We start from the raw sequence: 11,484 nt of genomic DNA, 5'->3' as shown, positions 1-11,484 counted from the left end.
GTGCGCCGGCCAAACCACCGGCGCACTGGGCAACGGTTTCCCGCAACGGTTTCCGGATTTCTCGACCGAACGTATCCGGGTCGGCGACTGGCGCAACGGCATCTGTTTCAACGAAAACGGGACCCGCATCGAAGACTGGAACCTTGCCGACTGCACCCGTACAACGGGCTTTGCCACCAATGTGCTGCTGTGGGGCGATTCTTTCGCTGCCCACTATGTTCCGGGACTTGAGCCCAACGCCCAGAAAATCCAGGCCAATGTTATCCAATACACCTATGCCGGCTGTCCGCCCGACCTGACCTATTTTTCCTATGCTCGGCCTGCCTGCACCCGCTTCAACGAACGGGCCTTGTCGATCATTCGCGACGCCAACATCCAGGCGGTGATCCTGAGCGGCCGATGGACCGACTACCAGGCCAGGGGCTTCGACGGCCTGCAGAAGACGATCGATCGGCTTCGCGGGATGGGGGTCAAGGTCTATACCGTCGGCCAGTCTCCGGAATTCATCGCCGACGTCCAGAAGATCGCTTTCTTGGTGAGACGGGAGCATGCCGGAACCACATCCTGGCCGATGGCTATGGATCCGGACATCAACGCACGGGTTCTGCCGTTCACCAAAGGGGCCGATTTCATAGATCCGCTGACGTATCTGTGCGACTCGGCCGGTTGTTCATACGCCGACGCCACGACCAATGAATTTCTCTACTTCGACTATGGCCACTTCTCTTCCGCCGGCGCGACGCTGGCCATCTCGAAATACTGGCCAAGCTTCGCCACCAGCAATGAGGTCGCGGAGGCAAAACGGCAATTCACGGCCGCGGGCGCGCCGTGATCCGCAGCACGACCGTCGTGAGAACAGACCGCTTTGCGATTGCCCGAAGGCTAACCCTCATGGTAACGAGGGCGCACGCGGGTATGATGTAATGGTAGCTTGTCAGCTTCCCAAGCTGAACGCGAGGGTTCGATTCCCTCTACCCGCTCCAGTCTAAGGCGTCAGAACCATTTCAGCGCCTGCCTGTTCGTCGAACACAACCGAGCAGCCTCGCGCAAGCGCCACCGTTGCGAGGGCGTTTGCCGCCGCGTCATCCGATGAAACGAAATCGCCGGTCAACACCCGCAATTCTTCCACGCCTTCAGCCATGGAAACGAAATTCCCGACCGATCTATCGTGCTTGCAGGCCTCGATCACGCAAAGCAGATCGATGATTTCGAAGCTGCGCATGTTCAGCCTCCAGAAGAAATCGCCCCTTGCAAGATCATGAACGCATCGGCGAGAAATAATGTTCCCAGCTCGCTTTCGCCAGCCTCGGCCTGGCGGTGCTTTTGCCGGACAACCTTACCCGAGCGAACCATCATCCCACTTCCCTCAGAATGAAGTCGTGCAGCATCTTGGCGGCCGGCGACAGCGCGCGATTCCTGACCGTGATCAGGCTGTAGGGCCTGACCTCGATGTCGAATTCGGTCTGGACGACGTCGATGGCGCCGGCCAGCCCGTCAGGGTTCTGGATGAATTTCGCCACCTGGACAGAGACCGGTGCGATGGCATCGGATTGCGCGACCATGACCAGGGTCAGGAGCAGCGAACTGGTGTTCAGGATACGGTCCGGCAAAGCGATGTTGCGGTTGAGGAAGTTGCTCTCCATGGCCTGGCGCAAGGGCGAGCCGCCAGACTGGAAGACCCAGTCATAGGCGGCGGTCTCTTCCAGCCGCACCGCCTCGCCCTTGGTGAGCGGATGGCCCCGGCGCACGATCAGGCAGGCCTTCTCGACGCCGATGACGCGCGACTCGAACAGCCGCGGATTGAGGTCGTCCGGGATGCGCGCGATGATGAAGTCATGGCGCGTGGCGATCAGCTCGCGTGCCAGCACATTGGAGGTCTCGACCTGCATGGTGATCTCGATACGCGGATAGATGCGGCGGATTTCACGAATTGCCGGCACCGCCAGCTCGATTGCAGGCGCGGTCACGGCACCCAGGAAAACCGAACCACCCTTGCCCGCCTTGAGCTCGGAAATCTCGCGGTCCACCTCGCGCATCTCCAGCAGGATCGAGCGCGCCCGCCTGGCCAAAGCCTTGCCGTATGGCGTCAAGGTGATACCGCGCGGCAGCCTCTCGCACAGCTTGACCTCCAGCACCGCCTCCATCTCTGCGATCATGCGCGAGGCCGCCGGCTGCGAAATGTTCAGAACCTGGGCTGCCGCGCTGACCCGGCTGTGGTCGTCGAGCGCAACGATCATGCGCATGTGACGCAGACTGAGACCGCTGCGCAGCAGGGTTTCGCCATCACCCGGTGCTTCTCTGTAACCATTTGAAGCTGTTGTCGGATTCCCGGGCCGCGCCATCGCTTTTTCCTGCCTTATGCTCGTGTAAGGCCGACCTTGGAGTCAGCCCGTCACGTCCCAATACATATACCAACCATGATATAGCAACCATCAAAGATCGCATTTGACAGTTATGGCAAAGACCCACACCCTCCGCGCGTTCCAAGACGTGACGGTCGCTGACGAGAAAAATCGTATCGATTGAATCAGCGTCTCGGGGCCATGGGAGGATACCGGAGATCGATATGACGGCAGCAGTGCCCTTGGCGCTTCTGCACGATTGCGCGGCCCGCGACCCCCGGGGTGCCGCGTCCATCAAACAGGGAGAGTTAAAGTGAAAATCATCAAGACACTGGCCGCCGTCGCGGCCCTTGGCATCGCTGCCATGACCTACTCGGCGCACGCAGCCGACAAGGGTCTTGTCGGCGTGCTGATGCCGACCAAGACCTCGCAGCGCTGGATCAATGACGGCGACGCCGTCAAGTCCCAGCTCGAGGCTCTCGGCTACACCGTCGACCTGCAATACGCGCAGGACGACATCCCCAACCAGCTCAGCCAGCTGGAAAACGAAATCACCAAAGGCCCGAAGGCGCTGATCATTGCTTCGATCGACGGCACCACCCTGTCGGATGCTCTGCAGAAGGCCGCTGACGCGGGCGTCGTCGTCGTCGCCTATGACCGCCTGATCAAGAAGACCGCCAATGTAGACTACTACACCACCTTCGACAATTTCGGCGTCGGCGTGATCCAGGCGAATTCGCTGGTTAAGGGCCTCAAGGAGCGCTTCCCGAACACCAAGCCGTGGAACGTCGAACTGTTCGGCGGCTCGCCCGACGACAACAACGCCTTCTTCTTCTACGACGGCGCCATCTCCGTCCTGCAGCCGCTGATCGACGACGGCTCGATCAAGATAAAGTCCGGCCAGACCGGCATGGACAAGGTCGGCACGCTGCGTTGGCTCGCCGCCACCGCCCAGGCGCGCATGGACAATCTGCTGTCGGCCAACTATTCGGACGGCAGCCGCGTCGATGGCGTTCTGTCGCCCTATGACGGCCTGTCGCGCGGCATCACCGCCTCGCTGCGCGCCGTCGGCTACGGCACCGAGGCTCAGCCGTGGCCTGTTGTGACTGGCCAGGATGCCGAGACCGCCTCGGTCAAGCTGATCATCACGGGCGAGCAGTACTCGACCGTGTTCAAGGACACCCGCGAACTGGCCAAGGCCACCGTCGAGCTCGTCGACAAGGTGCTCTCGGGCGGCAAGCCGGACGGCCTCGATGAAAAGACCTACAACAACGACGTCAAGGTCGTTCCCTCGATCCTGTTGACGCCGCATGAGGTCGACAAGTCGAACTACCAGGCACTGGTCGTCGACTCCGGCTACATCAAGGCCGACGAACTGAAGTAACCCCGGTTACAAAATCAGGGGTCCTGCGCAACGCAGGGCCCCTTTTCGTTCACCAGCGAGCCCGGTATTGTCGCCGACCTCGCCGGCAATGTTTGCCGACCTCTCAAGGAGCGGTTGTCCCATGGCCCCGACGATTTTGGAGATGCGCGACATCACCAAGACGTTCCCCGGCGTGAAGGCGCTGTCGAACGTCAATCTCAGCGTCGAGGAAGGCGAGATTCATGCCGTGGTCGGCGAGAACGGCGCCGGCAAGTCGACGCTGATGAAGGTGCTGTCGGGCGTCTATCCCTCAGGAACCTATGACGGCCAGATCATCTTTAACGGCGGGGAATGCCAGTTCAAAGGCATCCATGACAGCGAGCGCAAGGGCATCGTCATCATCCACCAGGAACTTGCGCTGGTGCCGATGCTGTCGATCGCCGAAAACATCTTCCTCGGCAACGAGCACGCCAGATACGGCATCATCGACTGGAATTCCAACGAGGCGCGCACCAGCGCCCTGTTGAAGAAGGTGGGCCTCAAGGAGGACCCCAAGACGCTGATCACCAATATCGGCGTCGGCAAGCAGCAGCTGGTCGAGATCGCCAAGGCGTTGAGCAAGGAAGTCAAGCTCCTGATCCTGGACGAGCCGACGGCGTCGCTCAGCGAAAAGGACAGCCAGGCGCTGCTCGACCTTCTGCTCGAATTCAAGCGGCAGGGCATGACCTCGATCCTGATCTCGCACAAGCTCAACGAGGTGAACCGGGTCGCCGACAAGGTCACGGTCATTCGTGACGGGCGCACCATCGAGACGCTGGCCAAGAAGGACATCTCTGAAGACCGCATCATCACTTCGATGGTCGGCCGCTCACTCGACGACCGCTATCCGCCGCGCGAGCCTGACATCGGCGAGGTCGTGTTCGAAGTGAAGAACTGGTCGGTCTATCACCCGATCCATGCCGAGCGGCAGGTGATCAAGGGCATCGACATCAACGTGCGCAAGGGCGAAGTGGTGGGCATTGCCGGGCTGATGGGCGCTGGCCGCACCGAATTCGCCATGAGCCTGTTCGGCCGCTCCTACGGCCGCCGCATCTCCGGCGAGGTGCTGCTCAAGGGCAAGCCGGTCGACGTATCCTCGGTGAGCAAGGCGGTCCAACACGGTATCGCCTACGTCACAGAGGACCGCAAGACCTACGGTCTCAACCTCATCGACCATATCAAGCACAACATCACGCTGGCCAATCTTGGCGGCGTCTCGCGCCACAGCGTGATCGACGACATGCGCGAGCTCGCCGTTGCCAACGACTATCGCAAGAAGACCAATATCCGCGCTTCCAGCGTCTATCAGATGACCGGCAATCTCTCCGGCGGCAACCAGCAGAAAGTGGTGTTGTCGAAATGGCTGTTCGCCGACCCTGACGTGCTGATCCTCGACGAGCCGACGCGCGGCATCGATGTCGGCGCCAAGTACGAAATCTATACGATCATCGCCCGTCTCGCGGCTGAGGGTAAGGCGATCGTCGTCATCTCGTCGGAAATGCCGGAATTGCTTGGCATCACCGACCGCATCTACGTCATGAACGAAGGGCGCATCGTGGGCGAAATGCCCGCCGCGGAAGCAAGCCAGGAAAAAATAATGCGCGCCATCGTTCGTGGAGAAGGAAAAGCAGCATGAGCACCGAAAGCGCCCCCGCCCCGCAGGGCAACGTCGCCGAAGAGCAGCGCCCACGCATCGCCGTCTCGGCGCTGACGACGAACCTGCGCGAATACGGCCTGATCCTGGCGCTGATCGCCATCATGGTGTTCTTCCAGTTCACCACGAACGGAACGCTGTTCAAGCCGGTGAATCTTAGCAACCTGGTGCAGCAGAACTCGTTCATCATCGTGATGGCGCTGGGCATGCTGCTGGTCATCGTCTCCGGCCATATCGATCTAAGCGTTGGCTCGGTCGCTGGCTTCATCGGCGCGCTGGCGGCGATGATGATGGTCATCTGGCCGCTCGGTCCGTTCAGCAATCCGCTGCTGGTGTCGATCATCTGCCTGATCGTGGGCGGCGCGATCGGCGCCGCGCAAGGCTATTGGATCGCCTATCACCGAATACCGAGCTTCATCGTCACGCTGGCCGGCATGCTGATCTTCCGCGGCATCTGCCAGGCCCTGCTGGGCGGCGGATCCTCGGTGGGGCCGCTACCCGATGGCTTCAAGGCGCTCAGCTCCGGCTTCATCCCGGATGTCATCGGCCCGCTGACGCTGATCCCGCCTACGGTGAACGCGGCCGGCAAGACCATCATGGGCAGCGGCCTGACGCTGCACATGACGACGATCGTGCTGGGCCTGATCGCTGTGCTGGCCTACGCCTATTTCGGGGTGAGGACGCGCCGCAAGCGCGAACGCCATGGCTATGAGGCCGAGCCCTTTGCCCTGTTCGTCGTCAAGACGCTGGTCGGCAGCGCGCTGGCGCTGTTCCTGGTCTACCAGTTCGCCAGCTACAGGGGCCTGCCGGTGGTGCTGCTCGTCATGGGCGTGCTGATCTCGCTGTTCGTCTTCGTCACCAAGCGCATGACCATCGGCCGCCGTATCTATGCCATGGGCGGCAATTCCAAGGCCGCGCAGCTGTCAGGCATCAACACCGAGCGGCTGACGCTGATGGTGTTCATCAATATGGGCGTGCTGTCGGCGCTCGGCGGCCTGATCATCGCGGCGCGACTGGGACAGGCGGTGCCGGCCGCGGGCCTCGGCAGCGAGCTCGACGTCATCGCCGCCGTCTTCATCGGCGGCGCCTCGGCGATGGGCGGCGTCGGTCAGGTCATCGGCGCGGTGGTCGGCGGCTTCATCATGGGCGTGATGAACAACGGCATGTCGATCATGGGCGTCAATGTCGACTGGCAGCAGGTGGTCAAAGGCCTGGTGCTGCTCGGTGCCGTGATCTTCGACGTCTACAACAAGAACAAGGCTTGAACGGGCTTAAGAGCAATTCCAAGGAAAAGTGTGAAACGGTTTTCCGCCTGGAATTGCGCCAAGACAATGAGTTAGAGCGGTTCGCCGTTTCCGTGAAACGGTGAACTGCTCTAGGCGAGGCAAGCAGGAGGCATACGATCGCGGCGCTGCCGGCAACCCGCCGGTAACAGAAGTCCCTGAGGGACCAGGCCCGCGAGCGCAATCCGAACTGAGAATTTAAACCGTGGCATGGACGAGGTCCCGGCCGCGCTGAGTAAGGTCTGCCGTTTTGGCAGTCCTGCAAAGGCAAATGAGAGAGGATTCATCATGCTGATCTCCCAGATCCTCGACGACGCCGAGACCATCCGCGTCGTCGCCCGCAATGGCGGCAAGACCCGGATCATCAATGGCGCCCGCAGCGTCTATTCGCTGGCGATGGAGGCCGCCCGCACCGGCGTCGGCCTCGTCGCGCTGATCGAACGCAAGGGGCTTGGCGAGACGGTCGATCTCGAGGCCGCTTACAAGAAGGGGCGGCTGCTGTCGCCGATCAATCACCCTGATCCGGCGCATCTGCACCTGACCGGCACCGGGCTGACGCATCTCGGCTCCGCCGCGACGCGCGATTCCATGCACAAGAAGCTGAGCGCCGACGGCGAGGAGCAGCTCACCGATTCCATGAAGATGTTTCGCATGGGGCTGGAGGGCGGCAAGCCGGCAAATGGCCAGATCGGCGTGCAGCCGGAATGGTTCTACAAGGGCAACGGCACGATGGCGGTGGCGCCAGGTGCCGCACTTCTGTCACCGGCCTTTGCCAAGGACGCCGGCGAAGAGCCCGAGGTGGCCGGCATCTATGTCATCGGCGACGACGGCGCACCTTTCCGCGTCGGCTTCACGCTGTCGAACGAGTTTTCCGACCACGTCACCGAGCGCGTGAACTATCTGTTCCTCGCCCATTCCAAGCTGCGCAACGCCTCGTTCGGTCCGGAAATCCTGATCGGCGACCTGCCGCCCGATATCCGCGGCACCTCGCGCATCGTGCGCGACAGCGAGGTGCTGTGGGAAAAGCCGTTCCTGTCCGGCGAAGCGAACATGTCGCACACCATCGCCAATCTCGAACATCACCACTTCAAATACGCGGCCTTCCGCCAGCCGGGCGACGTGCATGTGCATATGTTCGGCACGGCCACGCTCTCTTTCGCCGACGGCATCAGGACCGAGGCCGGCGATGTGTTCGAGATCGAGGCCGGGGACTTCGGCCTGCCGCTGCGCAATCCGCTCGAGATCGAACAGCCGGTGAAGGTGGCGGTGAAGGCGCTGTAGAAAGGGTAATCTCCCCCCTTGAGGGGGAGATGTCGCCGAAGGCGACAGAGGGGGTCGTCGCGCGTGGAGTGCCGACGTCTTCTGCGGCACCAAACGACGTTGGCGCTCTACGCGCTGCGACCCCCTCTGGCCTGCCGGCCATCTCCCCCTCAAGGGGGGAGATTGCAGCGCCCAGCCTCAATAAATATCGAAGTCGAAATACTTGGCCTGGATCTTCTTGTAGGTGCCGTCGGCAACGATCGCATCGATGGCCGCGTTGAGCTTGTCGCGCAGGGCCGTGTCTTCCAGGCGCACGGCAATGCCGGCTTGCGTTTCGGTGCCCTTGACGTCGCCGACCAGCTTGCAGCAGCCGTCGCTTGCCTTCTTCAGCCAGTCCATCAGGACGAACTTGTCCGAGATCACAGCGTCGAGACGACCGTTGGTCAGGTCGGTGATCGCCTCTTCCTGGGTCGGATAGAGCTTTGCCTCCGCGCCTGCCTTGCCATACTCATTCTGGGCGTAGTCGGCCTGCGTGGTCGAAGCCTGGGCGCCGACCGTCTTGCCGGCCAGTGCCGGTGGTTCGGTCGAGCTGAGATCGCTATCCTTCGGCGCCACCAAAGCGAGCGGTGTCGTGTAATATTTGTTGGTGAAGGCGACCTGCTTCTTGCGCTCCTCGGTGATGCTCATCGAGGCGATGATGGCGTCGAATTTCTTCGCCTGCAAAGCGGGAATGATGCCGTCCCAGTCCTGGGTGACGATCTCGCACTCGACCTTCATCTGCGCGCATAGTGCATTGGCGATGTCGATGTCGAAGCCTTCGACCTTGCCGTCAGCCGTAATGGTGTTGAACGGCGGATAGGCGCCCTCCGTGCCGATCTTGATTTTCTCCTGCGCCTGCGAAAGCGAGCCGGCCGCCACCACCAGCATGGCAGCGCCTGCTGCCGATACGATCCATTTTGAAATCTGCATTTTCTTGGTTCCCCTTGCAGTGTTTCGTTTCAAGGTCAGCGTAACCAAGCATGGCGGGGCAGAGTCAGGCAAGCTGAGTCTGGTCGGGACCGAAGGCCATCAATCGACTAGGTCGATTTCAAATTCGGGTAGCCTTTGCCACTTGGCAAAAGGATTTGGATCACGCCGCCAATACTCCAGCACTTTGACTGGCTCAACACTCAGGTCGCCGTTCTCGGCATGCAAACCTGCTGGAGGCTCGCCCATTGCCAAAGTCTTCGACCGGGTCAGATGGTCGGCTCTCTCAAACTGGGCGGTGTGCCCGCATATCAACTGCAGGTATTCAGGACCACCGCGCGCCCGAGCCAATACAAGGAGGCATTCCGTTGGCCTACCATACGCGCCCATGCCTGGACGAAACGGAGCAAAGCGCGGCACGTCATGGACATCCCACCAAATCGGTTTGCTGTCGGTTAGCGATAAGATGTCGTCATAGGGGTCGTTCATTGAACTCACCGCTCTTCCAGTACGAACCATCTCCTGGCCGAGTTTTCACAAGAGCTCCGCCGGATCAAGTATTCAGCGCGCGGCGCGGAAATGCTTGGACAGCTTCAGGCCCTGCGCCTGATAGTTGGAGCCGAGATCGGTGCCATAGAGGGCCTGCGGCCGCTTCAGCATATGCTCGTAGACCAGCCGGCCGACGATCTGGCCATGGTCGAGAATGAACGGCACTTCATGGCTGCGCACTTCCAGCACCGCCCGGCTGCCCGTGCCGCCAGACGCGGAGTGGCCGAAGCCCGGATCGAAGAAGCCGGCATAATGGACGCGGAATTCGCCGACCAGCGGATCGAAGGGCGTCATCTCGGCGGCGTAGAGCGGCGGCACGTGCACCGCCTCCTGGCTGACGAGGATGTAGAACTCGTCGGGATCGAGCACCAGTTCGCCGGCGCCGCTCTTGTGGATCGGCTCCCAGAAGTCGACGACTTCCTGCGCGGCGCGCTTGTCGACATCGACGAGGCCGGTGTGATGCTTGCCGCGGTAGCCGACCAGGCCGTTCTGATCGCCGTTGAGGTCAATCGACAGCGCGATGCCGCCGCCGGAAATGTTCGGCGGCTCGGTAGCGACCAGCATCTGCGCGCGATGCAACTCGTGCAGCTCGGCTTCCGAGAGCAGCGCATTGCCGGTGCGGAAGCGGATCTGCGACAGGCGCGAGCCGGTGCGCACGACGATCGGGAAGGTGCGGGGGCTGACTTCCAGAAAGAGCGGGCCATGATAGCCGGCAGCGATCTTGTCGAACTCGTGGCCGCGATCGGTCATGACGCGGGTGAAGATGTCGAGCCGCCCGGTCGAGCTCTTCGGATTGGCCGAGGCCGAAATGTCCGCCGGCAGCGCCAGGCTTTCAAGCAAGGGCACGATATAGACGCAGCCGGTCTCCAGCACCGCGCCCTCGGCAAGATTGATCTCGTGCAGCTGCAGCCGGTCGAGCTTTTCCGAGACCTTGTGGTCGGGGCCGGGCAGGAACGAGGCCCGCACCCGCCAGGCCTTGTCGCCGAGCCTGAGATCGAGGCTGGCCGGCTGGATCTGGTCGGCGTCGAGCGCACGCGCCGACTTCAGCGCGCCGGACTGGAACAGCGCCGATATGTCCTGATCGGGAAGAATGCCTGTCTGCCGCAAGGCTCCACTCCTAGGTCAGACGTTTTTCTTGTCGCAGGTTCTGGTCGCAAAACCGTGGAACACTTTTGCGGAACCTGCTTGGTACAAACCTCTTAATGAAGCCGGCAATTGACGCAAGCGCGGTGCGGGTCTAAAGGGTCGTTATCCCGTGGTGATTTGGCCGGTCGGCTTGCAGCCACGTTAAACAAGTCGCTAAAGGACCGTCGGGCCGCAAGGCCGTATGGACCGGTTGCGACTTTCGCGGCCGGTTTTTTTGTGTCTGGAAGAAAAGCGATGAGCACCAAGAAGCGCAACTGGAAGCCTCAGACGGCACTCGTGCACAGCGGAACGCTGCGTTCCGGTTTCGGCGAAACGTCGGAAGCGATTTACCTGACCCAGGGCTATGTCTACGAAACGGCACAGGCCGCCGAAGCCCGTTTCAAGGGCGAGGAGCCGGGTTTCATCTATTCGCGCTACGCCAACCCCACCGTCGACATGTTCGAGAAGCGCATGTGCGCGCTCGAAGGCGCCGAAGATGCCCGCGCCACCGCGTCCGGCATGGCCGCGGTGACGGCCGCCCTTCTGTGCAGCGCCAAGGCCGGCGACCATATCGTGGCGGCACGTGCGCTGTTCGGCTCCTGCCGCTGGGTGGTCGAGACGCTGGCGCCGAGATACGGCATCGAGGCGACGCTGGTCGACGGCACCGACATCGCCAACTGGGAAAAGGCGGTCAAGCCGAACACCAAGCTGTTCTTCCTGGAAAGCCCGACCAATCCGACGCTGGAAGTGGTCGATATCGCCGCTGTCGCTTCGCTTGCCAATTCGATCGGCGCAAGGCTGATCGTCGACAATGTCTTCGCCACGCCCCTGCAGCAGAAGCCCTTGCAGCTCGGCGCCCATATCGTCGTCTATTCGGCGACCAAGCACATAGACGGCCAGGGG

At 61.8% G+C, this 11,484-nt stretch carries 12 protein-coding genes, 1 tRNA gene and 1 riboswitch; of the genes, 7 read left to right on the top strand and 6 right to left on the bottom strand.

The window, feature by feature from the left end:
* A partial coding sequence (locus EN750_RS05290) for an SGNH hydrolase domain-containing protein (RefSeq protein ID WP_281062267.1) occupies positions 1-832 on the top strand: 832 nt, incomplete at its 5' end.
* A 77-nt stretch (positions 833-909) separates the two neighbouring features.
* A tRNA-Gly gene (locus EN750_RS05285) sits at positions 910-983 on the top strand.
* Between the two features lie 2 nt (positions 984-985).
* Here the strand turns inward: EN750_RS05285 and EN750_RS05280 are convergent.
* From EN750_RS05280 to EN750_RS05275, 3 genes are read right to left on the bottom strand one after another with little or no spacing between them, the layout of a single operon-like run.
* Positions 986-1,222: a hypothetical protein gene (locus tag EN750_RS05280; protein ID WP_024503153.1), complete on the bottom strand. Its 237-nt coding sequence runs from the start codon at positions 1,220-1,222 to the stop codon at positions 986-988.
* A gap of 2 nt (positions 1,223-1,224) precedes the next feature.
* A complete protein-coding gene (locus EN750_RS41450) occupies positions 1,225-1,356 on the bottom strand; it encodes a hypothetical protein (RefSeq protein WP_281062266.1) in 132 nt (43 codons plus the stop codon).
* A complete protein-coding gene (locus EN750_RS05275; RefSeq protein WP_127395813.1) occupies positions 1,353-2,342 on the bottom strand; it encodes a LysR family transcriptional regulator in 990 nt (329 codons plus the stop codon). Before EN750_RS05275 ends, EN750_RS41450 begins: the two co-directional genes overlap by 4 nt.
* Before the next feature lie 313 nt (positions 2,343-2,655).
* Here EN750_RS05275 and chvE point away from each other — a divergent pair, with 313 nt between their 5' ends.
* The 4 genes from chvE (at position 2,656) to araD1 (ending at position 7,962) form a co-directional block, all read left to right on the top strand.
* On the top strand, positions 2,656-3,726 hold the full coding sequence (gene chvE, locus EN750_RS05270) for a multiple monosaccharide ABC transporter substrate-binding protein (RefSeq protein ID WP_127395812.1): 1,071 nt from the start codon (positions 2,656-2,658) through the stop codon (positions 3,724-3,726).
* Positions 3,727-3,847: 121 nt separating this feature from the next.
* Positions 3,848-5,380: a multiple monosaccharide ABC transporter ATP-binding protein gene (gene mmsA, locus EN750_RS05265; RefSeq protein ID WP_127319685.1), complete on the top strand. Its 1,533-nt coding sequence runs from the start codon at positions 3,848-3,850 to the stop codon at positions 5,378-5,380.
* The gene (gene mmsB, locus EN750_RS05260) at positions 5,377-6,663 is read left to right on the top strand and encodes a multiple monosaccharide ABC transporter permease (RefSeq protein ID WP_127395811.1); all 1,287 of its coding nucleotides are present in this window, start codon (positions 5,377-5,379) and stop codon (positions 6,661-6,663) included. Before mmsA ends, mmsB begins: the two co-directional genes overlap by 4 nt.
* Positions 6,664-6,969: 306 nt before the next feature.
* Entirely contained in the window at positions 6,970-7,962 is a 993-nt protein-coding gene (araD1, locus tag EN750_RS05255) for an AraD1 family protein (protein WP_127319683.1), read from the top strand.
* Between the two features lie 177 nt (positions 7,963-8,139).
* Here the strand turns inward: araD1 and EN750_RS05250 are convergent, their stop codons facing one another.
* From EN750_RS05250 to EN750_RS05240, 3 genes are all read right to left on the bottom strand, one after another.
* On the bottom strand, positions 8,140-8,910 hold the full coding sequence (locus EN750_RS05250) for an ABC transporter substrate-binding protein (RefSeq protein ID WP_127395810.1): 771 nt from the start codon (positions 8,908-8,910) through the stop codon (positions 8,140-8,142).
* Positions 8,911-9,009: 99 nt separating this feature from the next.
* Entirely contained in the window at positions 9,010-9,396 is a 387-nt protein-coding gene (locus EN750_RS05245; RefSeq protein WP_127395809.1) for a hypothetical protein, read from the bottom strand.
* A 72-nt stretch (positions 9,397-9,468) separates the two neighbouring features.
* Positions 9,469-10,563 (bottom strand): 2'-deoxycytidine 5'-triphosphate deaminase, encoded by a 1,095-nt coding sequence (locus EN750_RS05240; protein ID WP_127395808.1) that lies wholly within the window; start codon positions 10,561-10,563, stop codon positions 9,469-9,471.
* A 138-nt stretch (positions 10,564-10,701) separates the two neighbouring features.
* A riboswitch (SAM riboswitch) is annotated at positions 10,702-10,779 on the top strand.
* A 57-nt stretch (positions 10,780-10,836) separates the two neighbouring features.
* Here EN750_RS05240 and EN750_RS05235 point away from each other — a divergent pair.
* Positions 10,837-11,484 (top strand): aminotransferase class I/II-fold pyridoxal phosphate-dependent enzyme (locus tag EN750_RS05235; protein ID WP_127395807.1); only part of this gene is annotated, 648 nt, incomplete at its 3' end.

The sequence above is a fragment of the Mesorhizobium sp. M7A.F.Ca.ET.027.03.2.1 genome (assembly GCF_003999175.1).
GTDB lineage: Bacteria > Pseudomonadota > Alphaproteobacteria > Rhizobiales > Rhizobiaceae > Mesorhizobium.
The sequence above is the reverse complement of the archived record's forward strand: the minus strand, read 5'-3'. Positions and strand labels throughout refer to the sequence as shown.